24 protein-coding genes are annotated in these 25,390 nt (G+C 62.9%); 9 read left to right on the top strand and 15 right to left on the bottom strand.

The features are described 5' to 3' along the window. Positions 1 to 7: 7 nt before the first annotated feature. Complete coding sequence (locus tag HPQ62_RS10235; RefSeq protein ID WP_174802455.1) at positions 8 to 655, top strand: pyridoxamine 5'-phosphate oxidase family protein; 648 nt, start codon at positions 8 to 10, stop codon at positions 653 to 655. A 62-nt stretch (positions 656 to 717) separates the two neighbouring features. Here HPQ62_RS10235 and HPQ62_RS10230 read toward each other — a convergent pair whose 3' ends face one another. The 5 genes from HPQ62_RS10230 to HPQ62_RS10210 form a co-directional block, all read right to left on the bottom strand. Further along, positions 718 to 1,215 carry a P-loop nucleotide/nucleoside kinase family protein gene (locus HPQ62_RS10230; protein ID WP_174802454.1) on the bottom strand — a complete coding sequence of 166 codons (498 nt, stop codon included), beginning with the start codon at positions 1,213 to 1,215 and terminating at the stop codon, positions 718 to 720. 59 nt (positions 1,216 to 1,274) lie between these two features. Then, a complete protein-coding gene (locus HPQ62_RS10225) occupies positions 1,275 to 4,601 on the bottom strand; it encodes an error-prone DNA polymerase (RefSeq protein ID WP_174802453.1) in 3,327 nt (1,108 codons plus the stop codon). Positions 4,602 to 4,610: 9 nt separating this feature from the next. Further along, the gene (locus HPQ62_RS10220) at positions 4,611 to 6,026 is read right to left on the bottom strand and encodes a Y-family DNA polymerase (RefSeq protein WP_244629638.1); all 1,416 of its coding nucleotides are present in this window, start codon (positions 6,024 to 6,026) and stop codon (positions 4,611 to 4,613) included. Then, positions 6,007 to 6,567, bottom strand: coding sequence for an ImuA family protein (locus HPQ62_RS10215; protein ID WP_244629637.1), 561 nt, complete (start codon positions 6,565 to 6,567; stop codon positions 6,007 to 6,009). The genes HPQ62_RS10220 and HPQ62_RS10215 overlap by 20 nt, the downstream gene beginning before the upstream one ends. A gap of 104 nt (positions 6,568 to 6,671) precedes the next feature. Then, positions 6,672 to 7,853, bottom strand: coding sequence for a TCR/Tet family MFS transporter (locus HPQ62_RS10210; RefSeq protein WP_174802450.1), 1,182 nt, complete (start codon positions 7,851 to 7,853; stop codon positions 6,672 to 6,674). Positions 7,854 to 8,212: 359 nt separating this feature from the next. On the opposite strand from HPQ62_RS10210, the gene HPQ62_RS10205 reads away from it, so the two are divergent. Together HPQ62_RS10205 and HPQ62_RS10200 are read left to right on the top strand one after the other, a co-directional pair. Next, complete coding sequence (locus tag HPQ62_RS10205) at positions 8,213 to 8,773, top strand: bifunctional transcriptional activator/DNA repair enzyme AdaA (protein WP_174802449.1); 561 nt, start codon at positions 8,213 to 8,215, stop codon at positions 8,771 to 8,773. Further along, the gene (locus tag HPQ62_RS10200; RefSeq protein ID WP_174802448.1) at positions 8,770 to 9,288 is read left to right on the top strand and encodes a methylated-DNA--[protein]-cysteine S-methyltransferase; all 519 of its coding nucleotides are present in this window, start codon (positions 8,770 to 8,772) and stop codon (positions 9,286 to 9,288) included. The genes HPQ62_RS10205 and HPQ62_RS10200 overlap by 4 nt, the downstream gene beginning before the upstream one ends. Here the strand turns inward: HPQ62_RS10200 and HPQ62_RS10195 are convergent. Further along, complete coding sequence (locus HPQ62_RS10195; RefSeq protein WP_174802447.1) at positions 9,285 to 10,292, bottom strand: helix-turn-helix domain-containing protein; 1,008 nt, start codon at positions 10,290 to 10,292, stop codon at positions 9,285 to 9,287. The genes HPQ62_RS10200 and HPQ62_RS10195 overlap by 4 nt on opposite strands. 128 nt (positions 10,293 to 10,420) lie before the next feature. Here HPQ62_RS10195 and HPQ62_RS10190 point away from each other — a divergent pair, with 128 nt between their 5' ends. Beyond that, complete coding sequence (locus HPQ62_RS10190) at positions 10,421 to 11,440, top strand: alpha/beta hydrolase family protein (protein ID WP_174802446.1); 1,020 nt, start codon at positions 10,421 to 10,423, stop codon at positions 11,438 to 11,440. A 37-nt stretch (positions 11,441 to 11,477) separates the two neighbouring features. Here HPQ62_RS10190 and HPQ62_RS10185 read toward each other — a convergent pair whose 3' ends face one another. The 4 genes from HPQ62_RS10185 to HPQ62_RS10170 form a co-directional block, all read right to left on the bottom strand. Then, positions 11,478 to 12,311, bottom strand: coding sequence for an ABC transporter permease (locus HPQ62_RS10185; RefSeq protein WP_174802445.1), 834 nt, complete (start codon positions 12,309 to 12,311; stop codon positions 11,478 to 11,480). Then, a complete protein-coding gene (locus HPQ62_RS10180; protein WP_174802444.1) occupies positions 12,308 to 13,018 on the bottom strand; it encodes an ABC transporter permease in 711 nt (236 codons plus the stop codon). Before HPQ62_RS10180 ends, HPQ62_RS10185 begins: the two co-directional genes overlap by 4 nt. A gap of 249 nt (positions 13,019 to 13,267) precedes the next feature. Beyond that, the gene (locus HPQ62_RS10175) at positions 13,268 to 14,047 is read right to left on the bottom strand and encodes a transporter substrate-binding domain-containing protein (RefSeq protein WP_174802443.1); all 780 of its coding nucleotides are present in this window, start codon (positions 14,045 to 14,047) and stop codon (positions 13,268 to 13,270) included. Positions 14,048 to 14,100: 53 nt separating this feature from the next. Next, on the bottom strand, positions 14,101 to 14,898 hold the full coding sequence (locus HPQ62_RS10170) for an ABC transporter ATP-binding protein (protein ID WP_174802442.1): 798 nt from the start codon (positions 14,896 to 14,898) through the stop codon (positions 14,101 to 14,103). 149 nt (positions 14,899 to 15,047) lie between these two features. On the opposite strand from HPQ62_RS10170, the gene HPQ62_RS10165 reads away from it, so the two are divergent. Genes HPQ62_RS10165 through HPQ62_RS10150 form a run of 4 tightly spaced genes read left to right on the top strand, consistent with a single transcriptional unit; the run spans position 15,048 to position 19,314 of the window. Next, positions 15,048 to 15,917 carry a dimethylarginine dimethylaminohydrolase family protein gene (locus HPQ62_RS10165; RefSeq protein WP_244629636.1) on the top strand — a complete coding sequence of 290 codons (870 nt, stop codon included), beginning with the start codon at positions 15,048 to 15,050 and terminating at the stop codon, positions 15,915 to 15,917. A 1-nt stretch (position 15,918) separates the two neighbouring features. Then, complete coding sequence (locus HPQ62_RS10160) at positions 15,919 to 16,542, top strand: TetR/AcrR family transcriptional regulator (protein WP_174802441.1); 624 nt, start codon at positions 15,919 to 15,921, stop codon at positions 16,540 to 16,542. A 1-nt stretch (position 16,543) separates the two neighbouring features. Next, on the top strand, positions 16,544 to 17,734 hold the full coding sequence (locus HPQ62_RS10155) for a pyridoxal phosphate-dependent aminotransferase (RefSeq protein WP_174802440.1): 1,191 nt from the start codon (positions 16,544 to 16,546) through the stop codon (positions 17,732 to 17,734). Beyond that, a complete protein-coding gene (locus HPQ62_RS10150) occupies positions 17,731 to 19,314 on the top strand; it encodes a 5-guanidino-2-oxopentanoate decarboxylase (RefSeq protein WP_174802439.1) in 1,584 nt (527 codons plus the stop codon). The genes HPQ62_RS10155 and HPQ62_RS10150 overlap by 4 nt, the downstream gene beginning before the upstream one ends. Positions 19,315 to 19,526: 212 nt before the next feature. On the opposite strand, the gene HPQ62_RS10145 is transcribed toward HPQ62_RS10150, so the two are convergent. The 4 genes from HPQ62_RS10145 to fabA all read right to left on the bottom strand — a co-directional run bounded on the left by HPQ62_RS10145 (position 19,527) and on the right by fabA (position 23,906). After that, a complete protein-coding gene (locus HPQ62_RS10145) occupies positions 19,527 to 20,606 on the bottom strand; it encodes a porin (RefSeq protein WP_174802438.1) in 1,080 nt (359 codons plus the stop codon). Between the two features lie 704 nt (positions 20,607 to 21,310). Beyond that, on the bottom strand, positions 21,311 to 22,120 hold the full coding sequence (gene fabI / locus HPQ62_RS10140; protein ID WP_174802437.1) for an enoyl-ACP reductase FabI: 810 nt from the start codon (positions 22,118 to 22,120) through the stop codon (positions 21,311 to 21,313). A 7-nt stretch (positions 22,121 to 22,127) separates the two neighbouring features. Further along, entirely contained in the window at positions 22,128 to 23,354 is a 1,227-nt protein-coding gene (gene fabB, locus HPQ62_RS10135) for a beta-ketoacyl-ACP synthase I (RefSeq protein ID WP_174802436.1), read from the bottom strand. 36 nt (positions 23,355 to 23,390) lie between these two features. Further along, positions 23,391 to 23,906, bottom strand: coding sequence for a 3-hydroxyacyl-[acyl-carrier-protein] dehydratase FabA (fabA, locus tag HPQ62_RS10130; RefSeq protein WP_174802435.1), 516 nt, complete (start codon positions 23,904 to 23,906; stop codon positions 23,391 to 23,393). Between the two features lie 302 nt (positions 23,907 to 24,208). Between fabA and irrA the strand changes: the two genes are divergently transcribed. Continuing rightward, positions 24,209 to 24,619 (top strand): iron response transcriptional regulator IrrA, encoded by a 411-nt coding sequence (gene irrA, locus HPQ62_RS10125; protein ID WP_174802434.1) that lies wholly within the window; start codon positions 24,209 to 24,211, stop codon positions 24,617 to 24,619. An 11-nt stretch (positions 24,620 to 24,630) separates the two neighbouring features. Here irrA and HPQ62_RS10120 read toward each other — a convergent pair whose 3' ends face one another. Next, a complete protein-coding gene (locus tag HPQ62_RS10120; RefSeq protein ID WP_174802433.1) occupies positions 24,631 to 25,389 on the bottom strand; it encodes a YdcF family protein in 759 nt (252 codons plus the stop codon). Position 25,390: the final 1 nt, after the last annotated feature.

Below are 25,390 nucleotides of genomic sequence, written 5' to 3'. Positions count from 1 at the left end.
TGACGGGATGGCCTTTGAACTGAAAACCGAGTTTCTGGTCGGCGATGAACAGGAGCTCAGGTCTCTTTTTCCGGCGACGCATGACATAGCGGCGAAGAAGTCCCTTCCGCGGCTCGACCGCCATGCGATCGACTTCATTGCCCGCGCGCCTTTCCTGTGCATCGGCACGCAATCGGCAGAAGGCAAGGCCGATGTCAGCCCGCGCGGCGACCCGCGCGGCTTCGTCAAGGTGCTTGATGACAGAACGCTGCTGATCCCCGACCGGCCGGGCAACAACCGGCTCGATACCCAGTCGAACATTCTCGCCAATCCTGCCGTCGGTATGATCTTCATGGTGCCGGGCTTCGATGATACGCTGCGCATCAATGGCCGGGCGGTGATCACCCGCGATCCCGATCTGCTTGCCCTTCTCGCCGTCAAGGATCGCCTGCCGCTGACTGCGATCGTCGTTGAGATCGAGGAAGTCTTCCTGCACTGCGCGAAGGCCTTCCGCCGCTCAAAGCTGTGGGATCCGGAGAGCCTTCAGGACCGCAGCGAAATGCCCTCGCTCGTCAAGATCATCCTCGACCAGATCGACGCCGCCCCGGAAGACCCGGAAGAGATGAAGAAACTCGACGACGGGCTTGAGGAGGGGTATCGGAAGTCGATGTATTGAGGGGAGGCGGCTTTGCCGGCCGGATGTGCGGGGCGAGGGAGCGGTAGCGCGCAAAGCCCTGCTCAAAGCCTTGATGCTATTTCCGAAGCGCTGTCTGCGACGCTCTTGCTCGCGGTGTCGATGCGGATATCGGCATCGGACCAGACCGCATAGTCGCGGTTTGTCACCTCCTGCCATGAAGGCTTCTTGCAGCCGGGAATGTCGACTGCGCGGTGTTCGACCCGAAGCCGATGGATACCGGGATCGGAGCATATGATCTCGACCCCGAGAAAACGTGCGTTGGCGCGTGCGGCAGTTTCAGCGAACATTCCTCTCGTGAGCGTCCAGGGGTTCACGCAATCGGTGATCACGTCATGGCCGAGCGCGAGATTGGAGGCGGCGAGTGCGGCGAGAATCTCATAGCCTTGCGATCCGATGTCCCGTTCAGGGTCGTGCGACAGCATGATGGTCTCGATCTCATCGACACGGAGATAGACCGCGCCTGTCCTGACCGAAAGCGCCTTGGCGATGGTGCTTTTGCCCGTGCCGGGCAGGCCTGCGAAGGCGATAAGGGTTTTCAAGCGTCTGTCCTCTCATGTCTGTGTCGGCCTGTTTTCATGGCGGGATACCGTACAAGAATTCAATGAAAATCCCGGCTCGGAAACAGCTTCTTCGCCTGTTCGCGCGGGTGGTGGGCGCGGGGCTGGAGCTTGGGGCGGCGCGGGGTGTCGTCGGTCTTGGGATCGGTGATGCCGATGGCGTCGTCCATCGGGTGGCCGAGTTCGGAGAGGCGCCAGGAGCAGTCCTCGATGGTTTCGGCGATCACATGGACGACGACGCCTTCGCGCTGCAACGGGCCGGTGACCTTCAGGAGCCGCCCGCCCATGACCGTGCGGCGGAAACGCTCATAGACCTTGTTCCAGACGACCACGTTGGACACCCCGGTCTCGTCCTCCAGCGTCAGGAAGATCACGCCCGAGGCGGTGCCGGGGCGCTGGCGGGTGATGACGAGGCCTGCGACGCTGACGCGCCGCAGCGGCGTCGTCGCCAATGCCGAATGCAGCGTCAGGCCCGGCATTTTCGGGCGCAGCAGTTCCATCGGGTGGGCGCGCAGGCTCATGCGGGTCGCGACGTAATCCTCCACCACCTGTTCTCCCAGGTTCATCGCCGGCAGGATGACATCCGGCTCGCTGATATGCTCGCCGTCGATCGGGTCGTTGAAGAGCGGCAGCGGCTTTGGCGCGCGGATCGCCTTCACCCGCCACAGCGCATCGCGCCGCGAAAGGCCGGCATCGGCAAAGGCATCGGCCTCGGCGAGACGCTCCAGAACCGCCGGCATCAGGCCGGCCCTGAGCCACACGTCTTCCGGCGTATGGTAGCCGTTGCCGCGCGCGTTCTCCAGCCAGACGGCATCCTCCTTCTTCAGCCCCTTGATCTGGCGGAAGCCGAGGCGCAGCGCATAGGCGCCGTCGGCGCGCTTTTCCAGCGTGCAGTCCCAGGCGCTGTGATTGACCGAGATCGGCCGCACGTCCACCTGGTGCTCGCGGGCATCGCGCACGATCTGGGCCGGCGCATAAAAGCCCATCGGCTGCGAATTCAGAAGCGCGCAGGCAAAGGCTGCCGGATAATGGCATTTCAGCCAGGCCGAGACATAGGTGAGCATGGCAAACGCCGCCGCATGGCTTTCGGGAAAGCCGTAATCGGCAAAGCCCCTGATCTGGGCAAAGCAGCGCTTGGCGAAGTCGAGTTCATAGTTATTCCTGAGCATGCCGTTGACGAACTGCTCCTCGAATTCGCCGATCGTGCCCATCTGTCGAAAGCTTGCCAGCGAGCGGCGCAGCCGGTCGGCGTCCTCGGCCGAAAAGCCGGCGGCGACCACGGCGATCAGCATCGCCTGTTCCTGAAACAGCGGCACGCCGAGCGTCTTTTTCAGCACATCCTCGAGCGCCGGCGAGGGGTATTCCACCTTTGCCTTCTTCTGCCGCCGCTGGATATAGGGCTGCACCATGCCGCCCTGGATCGGCCCGGGGCGCACGATCGCCACCTCGATGACGAGGTCGTAGAATGTTTCCGGCTTCATCCGCGGCAGGAAGTTCATCTGTGCCCGGCTTTCCACCTGGAACACGCCGATGGCATCGGCCTTCTGCAGCATGACATAGGTCGCCTCGTCCTCCTGCGGCACGTCGGCGATGGTGAGCGGTCGATTATAATGGCGCGCGGTGAGATCGAAGCATTTCTTGAGGCAGGTCAGCATGCCGAGGCTCAGGACATCGACCTTGAGTATGTTGAGCGCATCGATATCGTCCTTGTCCCATTCGATCACGGTGCGGTTTTCCATCGCCGCGTTTTCGATCGGACAGAGTTCGTCCAGCCGGTCCTCGGTGATGATGAAGCCGCCGACATGCTGCGACAGGTGCCGCGGAAAGCCGATGATCTCGCCGATGATGCGCACGGTCTGGGTCAGCCGGCGGTCGGTAAGGTCGAGGCCGACCTCCTTCAGCCGCTCGGGCTCCGCGCCCCGGCTGGAAATGCCCCAGATCTGGCCGGAAAGCGCAGCGGTGACATCGTTCGAAAGCCCCATCACCTTGCCGACCTCGCGGATTGCCGCGCGCGAGCGGAAATGGATGACGGTGGCGCAGAGCCCGGCATTTGCGCGGCCATAGGTATCGTAGATATGCTGGATCACCTCCTCGCGCCGCTCATGCTCGAAATCGACGTCGATATCCGGCGGCTCGCCACGATGGCGGGAGACGAAGCGCTCGAACACCATGCCGATCATGTCGGGCCTGACATCGGTGATGCCGAGCGCGTAACAGAGGATCGAGTTTGCCGCCGAGCCGCGGCCCTGGCAGAGAATGCCCTCGCCGCGCGCAAAGGCGATGATGTCGTGGACGGTGAGGAAATAGGCGGCGTAGCCGAGCTCGCCGACGAGCGCGAGTTCCTTCTCTGCCAGTTCCCGGTTGCGCGCCGGAATGCCTTCGGGATTGCGCCGCTTCAGCCCCTCCCAGGTGAGCCGGGCAAGGCGGTCCTGCGGCGCCTCGCCATGGGCGACTTCGGCCGGATAATTGTAGGAAAGCTCGGTGAGGTCGAAGGTCAGGCGGTCTGCGATTTCCAGCGTGCGGCGGATGGCGGCGGGGTGATCGCGGAAGATATGCGCCATTTCGGCGGCGGGCTTCAGCCGCCGCTCGGCATTCGGCAACGCCAGATGGCCGATCGCGTCGATGGTGATGTGGTGGCGCATGCAGGTCAGCACATCGGCAAGCTGGCGGCGGCTGGCGTGATGCATCAGCACGTCGCCGACGGCAACCATCGGCGCGCCGGTCTTGTGCGAAAGCGCAGTCAGCGCCGCAAACCATGCGGCATCCGAGCCGTCATAGCGGGGGGGCGCACCCGTAAACACATGGCCGGGAAAGCGGCGGATCGCCTGGGTGACATGGTCGACCGCTTCCGCCCTGTTCTCCGCCATGTCCGCAGGCAGCGCGATCAGGATCGAGCCATCGGCCCATTCCAGCATGTCGGCGAGATAAAGCGTGCATTCGCCCTTCTCGGCGCGCCGCTTGCCGAGGCTTAAGAGCCGCACGAGTTTCTGGTAGGCCGGCTTGTCCTTCGGCAGCGCCACGAAATCGACGGGGCTGTCGGCCAGCACCAGCCGGCAGCCGACGATGAGGCGCGGCAGGCGGGCTCGACTGGGAAGGGGCATGGTGACCGCTTCGCCGAGCGTCTGGCGGGAGCACGGGTCGACATGCTGCTTGAAGGTGAGCGTGAGCGTTTCTTCATTCTTCTCCAGCTTGCGCCTGATCTCTTTCAATTCGCGAAAGGCCCGCACCACGCCTGCCAGCGAGTTGCGATCGGTGATGGCAATCGCCGCAAGGCCGAGTTCGGCCGCACGCGCGACAATCTCCTCCGGATGCGAGGCGCCGGTGAGGAAGGTGAAGTTGGAGGTGACGCACAACTCGGCATAATCCATGGCCGGGCCTCAGGCGAACAGGCCGTGGACGAACCAGCCGGGGGCCTGCGGTGTGTGGAACATCCACAGCCTGAGCCCCTGCCGGGTTTCCACCCGCCAGTAATCGCGAAGCCCGGAACGCCAGGCCTCGTCCGGCCGCCACCATTCCGGCGCGATCCGCTCCGGCCCACGGCTTGACGCCGTTTCAAGCCGCATGCGCCGCCAGGAAAAGCGCGAGGGCGGACGGCGTGCGGCGTCGCTGGTTACCGGTTCCGGCGGGAACAGGCGCACGGGACGGGGCTGGTCCATCCGCCATTCGGCCTCCACCCGCCCGCAGGCGCCGGGAATCTCGGTGAAGCCGCGCTCCGGGATATGGCTTGCGACCGGCTGGAAGCGGACGATGTTGTCGAGGCCGATGCGGGCGCCGAGCCGGGTGACGAGATCGTCCAGCGCCTCGCCCTCCACCAGCCCGCCTTCGCCGATCTGCTCGGCGGGGAGCGCCTCTACATCCAGCGCCTCGAGCCGGATCCGCTCGATGCCGAAACCGGCCTCGATCTCGCCGACAGGGCGCTCGAACAGCTTGAGGATACGGGGTGCATCGCGCATCGGGCGGGCAAGGCGGAGCGTTACCCGCTGGTCGCTCTGGTCGACCCGCTCGACGGCAAGGGCGATGGCGCGCGCGCCGGCTTCCCGCGCCTTCAGCCGCTGGCAGAGCGTGTCGAGAAGGCGGGAGAGGGCGGCCATGACATCGTCGACAAGGCCGATCGGCTCGGGAAAGGTCATCCTGACGCCGTAATGCGGCGGCTCGGAAAGCGGCGACACGGCCTCGCCGCGTTCGCCGGTCGCCTGGTCGAGCCGCGCAATCAGCGCCATGTCGAAGCGGCGGGCGAGCGTGGCACGCGGCAGGGCCGCCATGTCGGCAATGGTGTTGAGGCCGAGGCGTTTCAGCGCGGTCGCGGTCTTCTCGTCGATGCGGAGCGCGGCGACCGGAAGCGGCCCGAGGGCGGCGCCGGTCTTGCCCGGGGGCGCAATGCCGGGGGCAAAATGCGACAGCGCCCAGGCCGCTCCCCGGGTGTCGGCGATCCCGATCTTGACGGAAAGCCGGGCGCGGGCAAGCCGCTCCTTCATGTCCTCGAGCATCGCCGTCTCGCCGTCGAAGAGATGGGCGGCGCCGGTGATGTCGAGCACCAGCCCGTCCTCGCCGTCGAGGCCTGCATGGGGCGTATAGCGCGTTGCCCAGCGGGCGAGCATCGTCAGGAAACGCCGATCGGCGTCTATATCTGCGGGACGGGTGATCAGATCCGGCACATAGGCGCGGGCATCGGCAAGCCCCATGCCGCGTTCCAGCCCTTGGCCCTCGGCCTCGAGGTTGAGCGCGTAAAGCCGGTCGTGATTGCCCTCGCTCAGCGTGACGGCGAACGGACCCTCAACCGGTCGGGCCCTCAATAGCCGCTCGCTCGGGAGTCTCGCAAACCACATGGATACGACGCGCCGTTTCATCCCACCGCACTGCCCAGCTGTTAGTTGTTCCTGTTTTGTTCTTTATAATGGACCAGTTTTGAAGAGTCGAGTCGGAAGCGGAGAAGACCGGCCTGCAGAGCCAGCGCGTGGTCGCCGCCTGATTGCCGGCGCCCTCCGGATGCAGCGAAAGTCCGATGCTGCGGCCGGTCTCGGCGGCAAGCTGCAGCCGTCGTCCGGGGGTGAGTTCCACCGGCTTGTCCATCTCCATGACGACGAGGCCGACGGCGCCCGAGCGCAGCCCCTCTTCAGCAGCGGCGAGCGTCTCCGTCTGGTCGGCGGTGCGCGCGAGGATGATGTCGCGCGGATCGAAAAACGCCGAAAGCGCCACCGGGTTGATCTCCTCGGCAAACCAGGCCTGTCTGATCCACAGCACAGTGCCGCCGGTCACGCCGGAAAGCGCTGCGGCAAACACCGTGGCACCGGGCCCGGTCGCATCATGCACCCGGCCGCGCCGGAGCGGAAACATGGTTGAAAATTCATCCTGCATGGCGGGATGATATAGCGGATCGGATGAGAATGAAAAGGGAACAAAATCGAAGGGGAGACCATCCGCCGATATGCATCGAGGAATCAGCTGGCTGGCTGCGTTGTTTTCAGCATGAGCACGAATGGCACGGCCAGCGCATAAATGGCGACCACCGAAAGCCAGACCGCGCCCGGCCACTGCGCCTGGAAGGCGAAGTAGATCGCCGAGAAGGCCAGCGGCGCGATGATCGAGGAGAGGCTGATGATCGCCTGCAGCACGCCCTGGAACTGCCCTTGCCGCGTGTCGTCGACCAGCCGCGTCGCGAGCGATTGCAGCGCGGGCACGCCGATGCCGGCAAGCGTGAAGACTGGCATGACGGCGAAGACCATCCAGCCCTGATGGGTGAAGGCCATGGCGGTGAGCGCGATGGAGGCGCCTGCGATGCCGGTGAGGATGGCGCCGCGTTCGCCGAGGATCCTTGCGGCGGGGCCGGGCAGGAAAATCTGCGTCAGTGTCTGGCAGATGCCGAACGCGCCGAGCGACAGCCCGATCCAGAAACCGTTCCAGCCGAATACGTCATGGCCCCAGAGCGCCCAGCTCACCCCGTAGGCTTCGCCGGTGAAGCTGAACAGGAAGAAGATCAGGATCACGGGCAGCATGCCGGTCATCGAAAAGGCCCAGCGGAGCGGGCGCAGCGGATTGAGCGATGCCGGATCGAACCCGCCAGCGCTCGCCTTGCGGGTTTCGGGCAGAACAAAAAGGGCGAGCAGGAAATTGCAGCCGTTCAGCGCCGCCGCCGCGATGAAGGGCAGCCGCAGCCAGTGATCGCCGAGAAAGCCACCGGTAACGGGGCCGGCGATAAAGCCGATGCCGAACATCGCGCTCATCAGGCCGAAGCGGCGCGCGCGGGTTTCCGGCGCGGAGATGTCGGTGATGAAGGCCGCGGCAACGGCCGTGTTGGCGCTGGTGAGGCCGGCAATGGCGCGGCCGAGAAACAGCAGCCAGAGCGACGGCGCAAAGGCGAGGAGCAGATAGTTGATGGCGCCGCCGCCGAGCGAAATCAGCAGCACGGGCCGCCGGCCGAGCCGGTCCGACAGCGCGCCGAGCACCGGCGCGAAGACGAACTGAACGGCGGCATAAAGCGCCGTGAGCGCGCCGATATAGGGCGCCACATCGGCCGAGTGGGTGACCTCCTTCAGAAGCGAAGGCAGGATCGGAAAGATGAGGCCGATGCCGAGGGCATCGAGCGCGATGGCGGCATAGATGATGATGAGGGGTCTGTTCATGGACGCGTTCCTGTGCCGCAGACACGGATGTGGCGTGCTTGCGTTCGGGCCTGAAGGATCAGGCGCTGGTTCAAGGGAAACGCTGGCCGGCCGGGACGAAGGGTCCGGGCGGCGTGTGCATGTCCATCAGTCGCCGCCTATAGGCGGAGGACGGACCCTTTTCGCGATAGGCTTCCTTTATACCGTCGCCGAACGCGGAGCAAGATCGAATTCTTCTTTCGGAGATGCGGCTTTTAAAGCATTGAAGCCCGCGCCGGGCGTGGATTCAAAGCAAAGACGCTCCTTCGTCTCCGGCCGTTTTCGGACCTCATCATCACATCGCGCTCGCCTGACAAAACCGCCGCTGCTAGACTTCGCCCATGTTTGATTTCGACACATGTGAAGCGGCGCGGCAGAGGCGGGATCCAGCGTTTGACGGCAGGTTCTTTACCGCGGTCCGGACGACGAAGATCTATTGCCGGCCGGTCTGCCCGGTGAAACAGCCGCTGACCAAGAATGTCAGCTACTATCCGACGGCGGCCGCCTGCGAGCGGGCGGGCTACCGGCCATGCCTGCGCTGCCGGCCCGAGACCGCGCCGTTTTCGCCGGCCTGGAACGGCACGCGCACCACGGTCGACCGGGCGCTGAAGCTGATCGCGGACGGTGCGCTCGATCATGGCTCGGTCGATGCGCTTGCCGAACGGCTCGGCGTCGGCGTGCGCCATCTCTCGAGGCTGTTTGCCGTCCATGTCGGGGCCTCGCCGCTGCAGACGGCGCAGACGATGCGGATCGGCCGGGCGAAGCGGCTGCTCGACGAGACGGCGCTGCCGATCGGCACGGTGGCGCTTCAGGCCGGATTCGGCAGCATCCGGCGCTTCAATGCCGCGTTTTCTAGTCTTTACGGCAGGCCGCCCTCCTCGATCCGCAGGCCCGCGCGATGAGCGGGCTGTTCTACACCATTGTCGAAAGCCCGGTCGGCGACCTGCTGGTCGCGGGCGATGGCAACCGGCTGCATTTCATCTCGTTTCCGACCGGCCACAAGGCGTTTGGCCCGCGACCGGACTGGCGGCGCCATGATGCGCCGTTTTCGGAGGCGCGGCGGCAGCTCGATGCCTATTTCGCGGGCGAGTTGAAACAGTTCGATCTCGCATATCATCTCTCCGGCAGCGGCTTTCAGAACCGGGTCTGGGAGTATCTCGCCACCATTCCCTATGGCGTGACCACGACCTATGGAACGATCGCGAAAGCGCTCGGTGATCCGAATGCGAGCCGCGCGGTGGGTACGGCGAATGGCAACAACCCGCTGCCGATCCTTCTGCCCTGCCACCGGGTCATCGGCGCCAACGGCGCGCTGACCGGCTTTGGCGGCGGCCTGCCGACCAAGAAATTTTTGCTGACGCTTGAAGACGCGCTTCCCGAGCCGTCGCAGGCGGATCTGTTTGCAGCGCGCCGCTAGCGTTTGTCCGCAAGCGCCGATTTCGCCCAGGCCGAGGGGCTCTTTCCGGTCACGCGCTGAAATTCCCGATTGAAGTTCGACTTGGTGTTGAAGCCGCTTTCCAGCATCGCGGTGGTGACATTGTCGCCGGCGCTGAGCCTTTCGCAGGCATGGTCGATGCGGAAGCGGTTGATGTGGCGGGAGATGTTCTCCCCGGTTGCCCGGTTGAGCGCGGCGGAGAGCTGCTTGGCCGGCATCTGCAGCCGCCGGGCAAGGCGCGCGAGGGTGAGCGACGGCTCGAGATAGAGGGTTTCCTCTGCAAGCAGGCGATCGAGCCGCTCGACGATCGCGTGATCGCCCTCATCCGGAACGGGAGGCGGGGAGGGGCGCGGCGGGTCCTCCGGCTCGATCTCGCCGAAGGCGTTCGGCGAAACGCTGAGGAGGCCGACCGAGAGCAGGGCGCAGGAGGTGAAGATGGAGATGATCAGCTTTGCCCATCCCGGGTTATCGGAAAGGAAGGCGACCGCGATCAGGCTGTCGCTCAAAGCAGACAGAAGCAGGCTGACGGCAATGCCGGTCCAGAGCCAAAGCGGCTGGCGGCCCGCCTCCAGCCGCGCCAGCGGCAGCGCATCGCCGCCCGATTTCAGCACGGCGAGGATCGCTCCGCCGTAGATCAGGAAGATGACCGGCAGGATGATGTCTATCGTGGCTGGCGCGAAAAGGATGCAGAACACGGTGAAGGCCGGCACCAGAAGATGGAGGCCGTCGCGCGGTTTCACCGGCCGCAGGAACGCGGTCTGGAAGGTGAGCCACGCCAGGACCGGTATCAGCGTGGCGGTTGCCGGCTGGACCGGCCGGAGCGCCGAAATCCCGTAATATTGCAGCGCCGCGACGATCAGGCTCTGCCCCGCGCAGGCCGTCAGAAACACGATCACCACCGGTGGGCGCTTCTCGACGGTCAGCACCCGCAGGATCAGAAAGCCGAGCACCAGAGCGGTGACCATCGGGATCGGTAAAACCAGCATCTCGTCTCCTTCATCTGCCGGGCTGATAGTCCATAAACCGGTTGCGGGCGACCTGAAACCGGATTGAGGACGCGCGTGGACCTGAAAATCGCAGAAGGAGTGTGTCTCAACCCGAAAGGATCACGCTCATGAACCATATTCTTCTTGCCCTCCTGATTTCCTCAAGCGCCGCCGCCCATGCCTTTGCAGCAGAGGATCTTCCCGGCTACGAACGGCTGACGGTGTCTGCGGAGCACCGGGCAGCGCCGGTTGCCGCGGCACTCTGGTATCCAGCCGGTGTACGCAGCTATGCCGGACATGTCGGCGGTGGGCCGGTGTTTTACGATACGCGCGTGATGATGGGGGCGCGGATCGCCGAAGGACAATATCCGCTGTTCGTGTTCTCCCACGGTTCCGGCGGCAACATGGACAACAGTGCATGGCTTTTCTCAGCGCTTGTCGCCAAAGGCGCGCTGGTGCTCGCGGTCAACCATCCCGGAAGCACGTCTGGCGATTCCTCGCCGCGGGCCTCGCTGTTTACCGACCGCCGTGCCGGCGATATCTCAGCCGCGCTTGATGCCTTGCTTGACGATCCGGTGCTTGGCCCGCATGTGGACCGGTCGCAGATCACCGCGCTCGGCTTTTCGCTTGGCGGCGCGACCGTGCTCAATCTCGGCGGCCTTGCGTTCGACCGTGATGCTTACGGCCGCTACTGCCATGACAACCCGGCATCGACCGATTGCGCGTTTCTGGCCAAGGGCAATGTCGATTTCGATCAGCTGCCCAGGGGCTTTGAAGGGGCGCCGCGCGATTCCCGGATTGGCCGTGTCATCGCCATCGATCCCGCCTTCACCTATGTGGCGACGGCGTCGAGCATTGAGGCGATGCCGGTTCCGGTGACGTTGATCAATCTCGGCGATGAGCATCGGCTGACTGCCGGGGATGTGTCCGAAAATGGCAGCAATATCGCCAACCGATTGCCGAATAGCGCATATCTCAAGATCGCGCCCTCCTACCACATCACCTTTCTGGGACTTTGCAAGCCGGAGGGGGCGGCGATCCTCGAGGAAGAGCAGGACGATCCGATCTGTACCGATCCGGAAGGCGTCGACCGGGCCGATACCCACGACAAGATCATCAGCGCCGTCGCGAAATCGGCGGGGCTCTGATCATGCCGGGCCGCGCGGCTGGATCCGTGCGGCTCGCTCACCGGCCCCGCGTGGGTATCTTCTTCTCGTAGTGGCGGAAAATACCGACCAGAACGCCGGTGAGGCAGAGATAGATCAGGGCGAGGAACAGCAGCGGTTCGTAGGTGAGATAGGTCGACTGGCGGATATCGCCGACCACGGCGTAAAGGTCGATCACGGTGATGGTGGCGACAAGCGGCGTGGATTTGAGCTGCACCACGGTTTCGCCCGCAAGCGTGGGCAGGGCCCGGTGGATCGCGCGCGGCAGCCAGATGCGCCTGAGCGTCGTGAACCGGCCCATGCCGTAGGCGCGCGCGGCTTCAAGTTCGCCGCGCGGCACGCCGGCGAAGGCTCCGCGCATCACTTCCCCCTCATAGCCGGCATAGGACAGCGTCAGCGCCACTAGCCCATAGGGCCAGGCCTCCCGCAGATAGGGCCAGATGAAAGTCTCGCGAATGCCGGGGATGCCTGGAAACAGCGAACCGAGACCGTAATAGAGCAGCCAGAGCTGCAACAGCAGCGGCGTGCCGCGAATGATGGTGCAGAAGATTTTCGCAGGCCAGGCGAGAAACACAGGCCCCGCCGCCTGGGCAAGACCGAGCGGGATGGCCATCAACAGGCCCAGCACGGTGGAAGCGATCAGCAGCGCTACCGTGACCCAGAGGCCGGCAAACAGCATGCCGGCATAGTTCGGCAGCCAGTCCCATCGCATCTCGACAGCCATGAGGACCAAAAGCCCGATCGCCACTGCCACAATGATCAAACGGTGCGGGCGCATCATCGCCGAAAGCTTCGGAAAGGTTGAGGGCCTTTCAAGCTCTGCGATATCGCCGGAGACATTGTGTTCGCTCATCTGCGCGCCCTCGCCATGCCGCGGCTGTAGTGGCGTTCGACATAATGGAGGAACACGTTTGAGACCAGGGTGACAGAGAGGTAGAGCACGCCGGCGGCTGAAAAGAACAGGAAATACTCATGGGTCACGCCGGCGGCCTGCCGGGTCGCGAGCGTCAGCTCGGTAAAGCCGACGACGGCAAGCAGGGCGGTATCCTTGGTGGTGACAAGCCAGAGATTGGCAAGGCCGGGGATCGCATGCGGCAGCATGGCGGGCAGCGTAATCCGGCGCATCACCATGGCCGGCGGCATGCCATAGGCCCGTGCAGCCTCGATCTGGCCGCCGGGAATGGAAAGGATCGCGCCGCGCAGCACTTCGGTCGAATAGGCGCCCTGCACCAGGCCGATGACGAGGATGCCGGCAAGCATGCCGGAAATGTCGACAGAGCCGAAGCCGAGCGCGCTCATCAGATTGTTGAGGCCAGCCGTGCCGGCATAATAGAGCAGCACGATCAGCACCAGTTCGGGGATGGCCCTGACAACGGTGGTGTAGATTTCCAGAAGGTCTCGGATCACCGGTCCGCCATAGAGCTTGCCGGAGGCTCCGAAAATGCCGATGAGCTGGCCAACCGCAAATCCGCCTGCGGCAACCTGAAGCGAGGTGGCAAGCCCCCTCAGTAGCACGCCGCCCCAACCCGGCGGCGACAAGGCCAGCAATTCCCAGTCCATGCGTCTTTCCTGTTTTGGCCCGTTGATCAAACAACCGGCGCCTGAACCTTCGGTCGCGCCCCGCCTGCGGGGAAATAGAAGACCGTGGGCTGATCCCGTAAACCCGATAGAGGGGCTGCGGTCTTCTCTACCCATTCTACCTCCCTGCCTGGTGCCATGCTCGGGCAAAGCCCGTGGATGACGATAGAGAGGGGGAAGGGGTCTCAGTAAACGAAAGCAGCGCCTTTGCGGGCGCTGCTTCCGTCCGGATCAATCGCCGTAGATGTCGAAGTCGAAATACTTCTTCGTGATCTCTTCATACGTGCCGTTTTCGCGCACGGCGACGATGGCTGCGTTGAACGTGTCCTTGAGCTGGGTGTCGTCCTTGCGCAGGCCGATGCCGATGCCCGGGCCGTAGATGTCGACGTCTTCCGCCACATTGCCGACCATTTCGCAGCAGGCCTTGCCATCATCGCTTTCGAGGAAGGGCTGCAGCGTCACGACGTCAGCAATCTCGGCATCGATACGGCCGGCATAGAGGTCCTGATTGACCTCGTCCTGGGTCTGGTAGGTCTTCAGCTTGGCGTCGGGGAAATGCTTTGCGGCATAGTCCTGGTTGGTCGTGGAAACCTGTACGCCGAGGATCTTGCCCGAAAGGGATTCCGCCGTCGGCTTGATGTCAGAGCCCTTGGCGGCGACGATTGCGCCGGGGGTGCTGTAGTATTTGTTGGTGAACGCGATTTCCTTTTCGCGATCGGGCGTGATCGACATCGACGACATGATCGCATCGATCTTGCCGGCGGTGAGCGCCGGAATAATGCCGTCCCAGGAGATCGGGGTAATGACACAGTCGAGCTTTGCCTGGTCGCAGACCGCATTCATGAAATCGATTTCCCAGCCGCTCCAGTTGCCGGATGCGTCCGGAACGGTAAACGGCGGATAGGGTTCTGCCGCAACGCCGACCTTGACGGTCTCGGCGGAAGCAGCGCCCGCTGCCATCAGAGTAGCAATGGCGGCTGCACCACCGAGTGCGGATTTGAACTTTTTCATGGATTTATCCCTCTGTTGAAGTCTTACCTATATGGCGGAGAAAATCGCCGCGACTACTGAACGGTGCTGATGAATTTTTTCAGCCGTTCGGAATTCGGATTGTCGAAGACGGTCTTCGGGTCGCCCTGTTCCTCGACCTTGCCATCATGCAGAAACACGATTTCGCTTGCCACTTCGCGGGCAAAATTCATCTCGTGGGTCACGAGCAGCATGGTGCGCCCTTCTTCCGCAAGGTCGCGAATCACGGTCAGCACCTCGCCGACAAGCTCAGGATCGAGCGCGGAGGTCGGCTCATCGAACAGCATGGCTTCAGGTTTCATGGCCAATGCGCGGGCAATGGCAGCGCGCTGCTGCTGGCCGCCGGAGAGAAAGGCCGGGTAGGATTCGCGTTTTTCGTAGAGGCCGACACGCTTCAAAAGCGTTTCGGCTTCCGTGATCGCCTCGTCGCGTTTCACGCCCAAGACATGGACGGGGACCTCGATGACGTTCTGCATAAGCGTCATATGCTGCCAGAGGTTGAAATTCTGGAAGACCATGGCGAGGCGGGTGCGGATGCGCTGGATCTGCTTGCGGTCGGCCGGCATCAGCCCGCCTTGGCCATCGGATTTCAGTGCGATCTCTTCGCCATGCACGCTGACCTTGCCGCGCGTCGGCCACTCGAGCATGTTGATGCAGCGCAGCAGCGTTGATTTTCCAGAGCCTGATCCGCCGATAATGGCGACCACATTGCCCTGGTGCGCTGCAAGAGAGACGCCCTTCAGAACCTCGAAGTCGCCAAAGGATTTGTGCAAATCCTCAACGACCACCGCTTCAGCAGGATTGTCGCCCTGCGGCGTTTTTTCAGCCTTCATTAAATCGGTTCACCGTTCCCGGTTGGCAGGCCGGCACATCTGAGGTGCTTCTGACCCTTAGTTGCATTCTTTCCGTGTATTACTACACTTGCGGAGTTATTATGCAAGTGTATAACTACGGCAAAATCATATCAGACGGAGATGACAGAATGTCCTACGGTGCCCAGACCATGGCGGAGCCGATCAAGCGGGTGATCATGCGCAGACCCGGCGAGAGCCTGAAACAAGCGGATCCCGCCAAATGGCATTATGGCCCGACTTTTGATGCTGCACGGGCGATCGAGCAGTATGCGGCCTTCGCCGATATGGTCGCCGCTTCCGGTGCTGAAATCCTCTGGTTCGAGGACAAGGGCGACGGGCTCGCCGATGCGATGTTCACCCACGATCCCTCGCTCGCCACCGTTCATGGCGCGATCCTGCTCAATATGGGCAAGCCCCTGCGTCGTGATGAAGTGGCCGGCCATGAGGCGGTTTACACCGCGGCCGGCGTTCCGATCCTCGGTCGGCTTTCGGGCGATGCCACGGTCGAGGGCGGCGATTGCGTCTGGGTTGACGAAAAAACGCTCGTCGTCGGCCGCGGCGTGCGCAGCAATGCCGAAGGCATCGCCCAGCTTCGCGACATTCTCGCGCCCCATGGCGTCGAGGTTCTCTCCTTCGATCTGCCGCTGTGGCAGGGCGAAGAGGCGTGCCTGCACCTGATGAGCGTGATTTCGCCGCTCGCAGACAAGCTGGCTCTGGTCTATGCGCCGCTCCTGCCGGCGCCTTTCTATCAGCTCCTGAAAGCGCGCGGATACACACTGATCGAAGCGCCCGAGGACGAGTTCATGGCCTCCAACGGCCTGAACCTCAATGTTCTGCCGCTGAAGCCGAACGACGTCGTCGCTGTTGCAGGCTTCGATAAGACCAAGGCGCTGATGGAAGAGGCCGGCTGCCGGGTGCAGACCTTCGAAGCCGATGCGCTCTGCATTGCCTGCGAGGGTGGCCCGACCTGCCTGACCCGGCCGATCTGGCGAGGCTGATATGAGCCGAAAGCCGTTCCGTCGCGCGGGCGATGCAGAAAGGCGCGCCGATCTCATCGAGGCGATGCTCGACTGCATCGCCGAGGGCGGGATCCAGAATGCGACGGTGCGGGAAGTGGCGGAGCGCGCCGGCGTCAGCGGCGGTCTGATCCGGCACTATTTCGAAACCAAGGAACATCTCCTCCACGCCGCTTACCACGCGACGATGGAGGAGATGATGGCGCTTGGCAACGAGGCGATTGCGGCCTGCCCGCCAAAGGCGAGGCTGAAGGCCTTCGTTGTCGCCTGCCTGACGCCGCCCATGATCGATCCGCGCCGGCTGTCGCTTTGGGCGGCCTTCATCGCCATGGCGCATGCCGATCCGGCGATGGGCAAGATCCACCGCGAGACCTACGGCGCCTATCGCATCCTGATCGAAAACGTGATTGCCGAAGCTTTCAGCGAGGCGGGGCGTGTGGCTCCGCAAGCGGTGGTCCGGCGGCTGGCGATCGAGGTCAACGCGGTGCTGGACGGGCTCTGGCTCGAGGGCTCGCTTGCCGGCGACATGTTCGATGACGGCGAATTGCTGCAGGCGGGGCTTCACGCCGTCGAGGCGATCACCGGTTTTACGCTTGAAGGTGAATGATATGCACTACTCCAAAATTACCGAACGCCTGGGCGGGCTCGGATCAGACAAATGGGCTGTCCACCTGAAGGCCCGCGAGATGAAACGCGCTGGCGCCGACATTCTGGAACTGACGATCGGCGAGCCGGACATCGCGCCCGATCCGATTCTGGCCGAAACGATCACGACGGCGCTCGGAAAAGGCCGTACCGGCTACTCCAATGGCCGGGGCGAGACGGCGCTGCTCGATGCGATCTCGAAGCGTTACACCGCGGGTTCGGGACGAACCGTCGGCCACGAGCATATCGTCTGCTTTCCTGGGACCCAGACGGCACTGTTTGCCGTGCTCCTGACGCTGGTCGAGGCGGGCGATGCGGTTCTCGTCGGAGACCCGCTTTATGCCACCTATGAAGGGCTGATCCGCGCCACGGGCGCCGATATGGTTCCCGTTCCGCTTCGGCCCGAGGACGGTTTCCATATGCGCGCAGACGTTCTGGAGCAGGCGATCACGCCGAATGCACGGGTGCTGTTGCTCAACACGCCGCACAATCCGACGGGCGCGATTCTCTCTGAGGAAGAGGTCGCTGCGATTGCGGATGTCTGCGAAAGGCATGACATCTGGATCATCTCCGACGAGGTCTATGAGGAACTGATCTTCGGCGGCACGTTTGCCTCGCCGCGCGATTTTGCGCCGGAACGGACGATTGCCGTATCATCGATCTCCAAATCGCATGCCGCGCCGGGCTTCCGCAGCGGCTGGGCCGTGGGGCCGGCGGAATTCAGCGAGAAGCTGCTGCCGGTCGCGGAAACCATGCTGTTTGGAAACCAGCCCTTCATTGCGGATGCAACGGCAGCCGCGATCGAAACCCCGAGCGGTGTCTCGGCGGCGCTGCGGCAATCGCTGAAGCGCCGGGCGGAGCTGGTGGTAAACGCCCTTGCGGGCGCACCGGGCATTTCCTGCTCCATGCCGGAGGCCGGCATGTTCGCTCTGGTCGATGTGCGCGCCACCGGTATCGATGGGGAAGCCTTCGCGCTCGGCTTGCTTGCGGCGGAACAGGTTGCGGTGATGCCGGGATCCTCGTTCGGAGAACAGGCCACAGGCTTCATCCGCGTCAGCCTGACCGTCCCTGACGAGATTCTGCTGGAAGCGGCAGGGCGGATACGCCGCCATGCGAAAGGCTTGATTGATAGACGGAAGGTGGCTTCGGCATGAGCAATGACATCAGTGTGGGCGAGGCGCTGGTCCGCCTTCTGGAAGCGCATGGCGTCGACATGGTGTTCGGCATTCCGGGCGTTCATACGGCAGAGCTCTACCGTGGCCTTGCCACGTCGAAAATCCGCCATGTGACACCCCGTCATGAACAGGGCGCAGGCTTCATGGCGGACGGCTATGCCCGGGTCACCGGCAGGACGGGCGTCTGTTTCATCATCACCGGCCCCGGCCTCACCAACACCATCACCGCCATGGCTCAGGCGCGGGCCGATTCTGTGCCGATGCTGGTGATCTCCGGCGTCAACGCACGCAAGACGCTTGGCAAGGGGCAGGGCTACCTGCACGAATTGCCTGATCAGAGCGGGATGATGAAGACCTTCGCCAAGGCCTCTGTCACGCTGACGTCCGGTGAGAACCTTGCGCGCACGCTCGCCGATTGCCTTTCGCTGGCACAGGCGGGCCGCCCCGGTCCCGTCCATCTGGAAATTCCGACCGATGTCATGGTCGAGCGCGTGCCGGTTCCGGTGGCAGCCCTCGGTGCGCCTGCCGAGCCGCAGGCGGAGGCAGCAGCGCTTGCAGCGGCGGCGGAAGCCATTTCAAAGGCGTCAGCGCCGGTGATCCTGGCAGGCGGCGGCGCTGTGAGGGCCGATGAGGCCTTGCGCGCGTTCGCCGAAAAGATCGATGCGCCGGTGGTGCTCACTTCCAATGCCCGCGGGCTCCTTTCAGGCCATGGCCTGCGCGTCTGCGCAAGCCCCAGCCTTCCCGGCGTTCGCGACCTGATTGCCGCAAGCGATCTGGTGCTTGCCGTCGGTACGGAGTTTGGCCCAACGGATTTCGACATGTATGGCGATGGCCGGATCCCGGCCATGAGCCGTCTGGTGCGGATCGATCGCGGCGCGGAGCAGATCGCAGCGGGTCCGGAAGTTGTTGCCGCGCTGGTGGAAGACAGCGCCAGCGCGCTGACACGGCTTTTGCCAAATGTGACCGCGTCTGCCGGCAAGAATGGCCTTAAGCGCGCAGAGACTGCCCGCGAGGCAGCCCTTTCCAATCTCGATGGGAGAATCACCGGCGAAGTGGGGCTCCTGCATCGGCTCCGCGATATCGTGCCCGAAGCCCGGTTCGTGGGCGATTCGACACAGCTCGTCTATGCGGGAAATCTCTATTTCGATGCGCTGCGTCCCGGCTCATGGTTCAATTCGGCGACCGGCTACGGCTCGCTCGGCTACCTGCCACCAGGCGCCATCGGGGCAGCCCTCGGCGATCCCGCAACCCCGGTTGTCGCCATTGTCGGCGATGGCGGCCTGCAGTTCTCGCTGGCCGAGCTCGGCACGGCGGTGGACGAGGGGGTCGATGTTGTCTTCCTCGTCTGGAACAATCACGGCTACCGCGAAATCGAGACCTTCATGGTGGATGCCGGCATCACACCGGAAGGTGTCAAGCCGACGCCCCCCGACATGGAGGCAATGGCGAAGGCCTTTGGGCTCGGCTTCGCAAGGGCTGGCGACGAGGATGCTCTTGTGGCGGCGATTGCGGCCTCCATTGGAAAAGGCGGGGCGCATATCGTCGAATACGTGATGTAAGGTTGCATCCGCGACGGCCGTTCCGGCCCGATCAAGGCTGATGAAGAAGGGGATGGCCGAAAGCCGTCCCTTTTTTTGTCCGGGGAAGGACGGACGCGCCCGGGCCTGGCATCTTCAAAGCGCCTGCCTGAACCAAAAAAAATACCCCCGGAAGCGTTGCCGCTCCGGGGGTATCTGCAGGGCCCGAAGGACCCTGCGATCTATTGCGAGACTTAGAAGTCGCGCTGCAGACGGAACCAACCGGCCCAGTAGTCATCAGCGTAGTACTGATCAGGCGTGTCGGTGTACTGTACGTTGAGCTTCGCGCTCAGGCCTTCGACGATCGTGTAGTCGAACAGGGCGCCAGCGGACCAGAAGTCTTCGTTGTCGGCACCCGGGATCTTAGCAGACGTCCACTGGAAAGCAGGCGTGACCGAGAAGTTGTCGGCAACGTTCAGCTTGTAGCCGGCAGCAAGTGCCCACTCGGCGTATACGCCCGGCAGAGTCGTCGGGGTCGGAAGCGAGTAGTCGAGGAAGTCGTTGTCGCCATAGGTGTTGGCGTACGCGTTCCAGCCGGTCGAGTAGTTCGCACCGAGGTCAAGCGATCCCGGGCCGAGTGCCAGCGAGGTCATCGCACGGAACGAAGCTTCTTCGTTGTAGGTGTCGTAACCAACATCGAGCTTGGCGCCAACGCCGCCAGCCTGGAAGCCGATACGACCGGAAACGCCGAGATGCGGAACGTTGTTGCCGCTGTTCGACAGGCCGATCATGCTCGGCTCGAGAGCGTCGAGCGAGATGCCGCCGATGAAGCCGTCACCAACGTATACGTAACGGATCGAGTTGAAGCGGGTCTGGCCGGACAGGTCGTCGATTTCGCCGAGAAGACCTTCATCCCAGTAGCTGTAGAAGAGACCAGCCTGGAAGCCGCCGAGGGCGAGGTAGGTTTCGTCGAGGTAGGTGGTCGTCGAACCGTCGTTCGAGTAGTACTCGCTGTTGAGCGTGATGTTGCCGGTCAGGGCGCCAAGCTCAGTGTCGGTCTTCGAGTTGATCGCGATCTGGCCACGCGACCAGACGTTCCAGCTGTCCGGGCTGTTGGCGCCGGTCTGTGCGTCGATCTGGAAACGGACATAACCGCCAACGCTAAGGCAGGTTTCGGTGCCGGGGATGTAGAAATAGCCAGCGCCGAAAGCGTCGCAGATTTCTACATAGTTCGCCTGAACGGGTTCGATCACGACGACCGGATCAGCTGCCTGAGCGGCGGAAGCAGCTGCGAGAGCCGCTGCGGAGCCCAGGAAAAGGCTTTTGATGGTCATAGTTAAATCCTCAAGTTTAATCGAGCTTGGTAAGGAGGCCTGAGCCTCGATTTAGTGAAGTCCGGCGAATTGCCCCCCGGCTTCTGATGCTCATTAACAACGTCTTGCTGCTTCGTCTCAATGAACCATAGGTGGAAATATAAATCAGTTGATTGAATAAAGGGGTGTGGTGCAGAAACGCAACAGAACCGGTGACCGGCGCCAGGCTCGCATTTCCCCGGTATTCGGTGGTGCCTGGCGCAGCCGGAATACGCCTGGTTGCAGGAAAAGCTATATAAGTCAGGCGATTAAACTGATTGCTGTCTTCGTGGCGTGGAGATGTTCCCATGATGAATCGCGCTCGATCACGGTTCTCGGTCAGGTGGAAACGGCATCAAAACTGAACAAAGTGTTAACGCCGGCTTCGAGGGGGCGGACTCGGCCCGTTTCGGGCCTCCACAGGCGCGCGAGGCAGTCAGCCGGGAGGCCGGACGTGTCCTCGTTTTGGCCAATAATATCTCTATAAAACAATGGATTATGCCCATATTCACGAGGTGTGAAACAGTGGCTTTCGGGCGCTTTGGTCTTCGGGTCCGCACCATGGGGCCGCCATGAAACGCTGCATTTGCGCCGGCCGAAGGACTTGAAATAAAAAAGGCGCGCTCAAAGCAATGAGCGCGCCTTTTGCAACCTGTGGTTAAATTCGTCCCGTCAGGAGCCCCGTTTCAGGTTTCGGGGTCGCCGCGGCGCATCATCTCCGGAATCGGCATGGACAGGATATTGTAGCCGTTGTCGACGAAATGGATCTCGCCGGTCACGCCTGACGACATGTCCGAGAGCAGATAGAGCGCGGAACCGCCGACATCCTCGATCGTGGTCGGACGGCGGAGCGGTGCATTGCGCTGCTGCCAGGCATAGACAAGGCGGGCATCGCCGACGCCGGAACCGGCAAGCGTGCGCACCGGCCCTGCGGAGATCGCATTGACGCGGATACCCTGCGGCCCGAAGTCGCCCGCGAGATAGCGCATCGACGCTTCAAGCCCGGCCTTGGCCACGCCCATCACATTGTAATTCGGCACGACGGCGGTGGAGCCGCCATAGGTCAGCGTCAGGAGGGAGCCGCCATCCGGCATCAGCTCTGCCGCGCGCTTGGCGATCTCGGTGAAGGAGAAGCACGAGATCACCATGGTGCGGATGAAATTTTCCCGCGTGGTGTTGGCGTACTGGCCCTTCAGCTCGCTCTTGTCGGAGAAGCCGACGGCATGGACGACGAAGTCGAGCTTGCCCCAGCGTTCCTTGATCGCGGCGAAAACCGAATCAACGCTTGCAATATCCTCGACATCGCAAGGCACCACGAAATCGGAGCCAAGTTCCGCCGCGAGCGGATGAACCCGCTTGCCGAGCGCCTCGCCCTGATAGGTGAAGGCCAGTTCGGCGCCCTCGGCGTGAACCGCCTTGGCAATGCCCCAGGCGATGGAGTGGTTGTTGGCAACGCCCATGATGAGGCCGCGTTTGCCTTTCATAAGTCCGGTCATTTGCGCATTATCCATTGTAGCGCTGGAAGACCAGCGTAGCGTTCGTGCCGCCAAAGCCGAACGAGTTTGAAAGAACGGTGTCGATCTTCGCGTTGTCGATGCGCTGCCGCACGATCGGCACGCCGTCGAACTCGGGATCGAGCTCCTCAATGTGGGCGCTTTCGCCGATAAAGCCTTCATGCATCATCAGCAGGCTGTAGATCGCCTCCTGAACGCCTGCAGCACCGAGCGAATGGCCGGTGAGCGACTTGGTCGACTGGATATGTGGCATCTTGTCACCGAAGACTTCGCGGATCGCGCCGATCTCGCGGCTGTCGCCGACCGGTGTGGAAGTGCCGTGGGTGTTGATGTAATCGATTTCGCCGGAGGCGGTCTCGATTGCCATCTTCATGCAGCGCACTGCGCCTTCGCCGGACGGGGCGACCATGTCGTAGCCATCGGAGGTCGCGCCGTAGCCGACCACTTCGCCGTAGATCTTCGCGCCGCGTGCCTTGGCGTGCTCCAGCTCTTCCAGCACGACGACACCGGCGCCGCCGGCAATCACGAAGCCGTCGCGCTTGGCGTCATAGGCGCGCGATGCCCGCGTCGGGTCGCTTTCGTTGAAATCGCTCGACATGGCGCCCATCGCATCGAACAGGTTCGACATCGTCCAGTCGAGATCCTCGTGGCCGCCGGCGAACATCATGTCCTGCTTGCCCCACTGGATCATCTCAACGGCGTTGCCGATGCAATGCGCAGATGTCGAGCAGGCCGACGAGATCGAGTAGTTGACGCCGTGGATCTTGAACCAGGTCGCAAGCGTGGCCGAGGCCGTGGACGACATTGCCTTCGGAACGGCAAACGGGCCGATCCGCTTCGGCGAATTGTTCTTGCGGGTGATATCGGCCGCTTCGATCAGGGTCCGGGTGGACGGGCCGCCAGAGCCCATGATGATGCCCACGCGCGGCTTTTCGCTATAATCGCTTTCCTCAAGCCCGGAATCGGCGATCGCCTGCTTCATGGCGATGTGATTCCAGACGCCGCCCTGCGACAGAAAGCGCATGGCACGGCGATCCACCATGTCGGTGGTATCGATGTCGGGGCTGCCCCAGACCTGGCAGCGGAATCCGTGCTCGGCAAAGTCCGGGGAGAACGAAATGCCCGATTTCGCCTCACGCAGCGAGGCGGTGACTTCGGCGGCATCGTTTCCGATCGAGGATACGATTCCCAATCCTGTAACGACAACACGTCTCATAGCTTGTGACCTCTTTTCTTGTCTTGCACGCGGGCGTTATTCGGACTTGTCTTTGGACAGTCCAACGCGCAGATCGCTTGCCTGATAGATCGTTTCGCCATCGGCCTTCAGCCAGCCATCGGCAGTGCCGAGAACCAGTCGTCCGCGCATCACGCGCTTGAAGTCGATGCCATATTCGAGAAGCTTCACGGTCGGACGCACCATGCCCTTGAACTTCACCTCGCCGGTGGAGAGTGCCATGCCGCGTCCCTGTTCGCCGAGCCAGCCGAGGAAGAAGCCCGTCAACTGCCACATGCCGTCAAGTCCCAGGCAGCCCGGCATGATCGGGTTGCCCTTGAAGTGGCAGGCAAAATACCAGTCGTCCGGGGATACGTCATATTCAGCGCGGATGAAGCCCTTGTCATGGGCGCCGCCGGTTTCCGAAATCTCGGTGATCCGGTGGACCATCAACATCGGCGGAAGCGGCAGTTGCGCGTTTCCGGGGCCGAAGAGCTCACCCTCGGCGCACTTGATGATGTCCTCGTAGTCGAACTGCGATTGTCTCGTGCTCATTAAAACTCTGCTTCCCTTCGTTCAGCGAGGGGTTTTCGTGGTCGTCACAAGATAAGGAGGTAATCACCGTCCAGCAATGCGCGGCGGTGTTACTTCACCAAAATCCTGCAAACCCTTCATCGTTTGCTCCACACGAGGCCATACAGGAAGCCGCCCGAGGCCGAAAGAGTGAAACGTTACGGCGCCTGTATTTGCAGTTTAATTTCAGCCACCGCAAGCCCTTGGCCTATTGAAAGCGATTCTCAAGCCCGTTATATCAGGCTATATTTATGTTCCCGCAGATGCAGGCAACCAGACGGATTATGAAAACAAGACACTCCGAAGACAGGCTCCGTGAAAGCGGTTTGCGCCCGACGCGCCAGCGCGTTGCGCTGGCCGATCTTCTGTTTGCCAAGGGCGACCGTCACCTGACCGTCGAGGAGCTTCATGACGAGGCGATCGAGGCCGGCGTGCCGGTGTCGCTTGCAACCGTCTACAATACGCTCCACCAGTTTACCCATGCCGGCATGATCAGGGTTCTGGCGGTAGAGGGTGCGAAGACCTATTTCGACACCAATACCTCCGATCACCATCATTTCTTCATCGAGGGTGAGAACCAGGTCGTGGATATGCCGGACAGCAGCATCTCGCTCACCGGCATGCCGACGCCGCCGGAAGGCATGGAAATTGCCCATATCGATGTGGTCGTGCGCCTGCGTCCCAAGCGCGGCTGACCATGCAGCGGTCAGCCCCGTGACCGCGCCATTCCCGCCCATTCCCTGAGCGCCGTCGAAAACATGGTTGCGTTGATGACCGGTTTGTCGACGCTGAGCGCAAAACGCACATTTCCATCGGTGCGGTAATCCGCCGGCCACGGCGTTACCGCCAGTTGCTCCCTCTCGAACAGCGCGATCGAGCGCGGCATGTGATAGGCCGAGGTTATCAGCAGGCAGGGCCCGGTCATGTTGCTGCTGGCCAGAAGGGCTGTCGTCAGCCGCGCGTTTTCGGCCGTGTTGCGCGCCATCGGTTCATAGATCAGGCGATCCCTGGCGACCCCGTGATCGGCGAAGAAGAGGGCAGCGGGATCGGCCTCGCCGTTGATGTTGCCGGAAAGGGCGTTGTCGCCTCCGGTAACCAGAATCTTCATCTCAGGATAAAGCCGTGCGAGCCGCAGCGTCTCGATGTAGCGGTCCGCTGCCCGCGAGAAAACATAGCTTTGCCGCCGGGCCGAAATGCCTGTGCTGATGCCGCCGCCGAGCACGATCGCGCAGGCCGGCGGTTGCGAAAGGGTAGGGCGCGGGAACCGGTTCTCGAGCCCCGCCATCATCATCGTGCCGAGATTGGTGAAACAGGCGATGCCCAGCGTCAGAACGGCAAGGCCCGAAAACACCGCGGCTGCGGCATTGCGTGCGAGAAGGATGCACACGAACGCGGCGAGCGCATTGAGAAAGGCAAAGGCCAGTGGCTGGAGCAGCATCCAGAACAGTTTGGAGAGGACGAACATC

The organism is Martelella limonii, from assembly GCF_013344475.1.
Lineage (GTDB): Bacteria > Pseudomonadota > Alphaproteobacteria > Rhizobiales > Rhizobiaceae > Martelella > Martelella limonii.
Note: the sequence above shows the minus strand (reverse complement) of the source record. Positions and strands in the feature narration are given on the sequence as shown.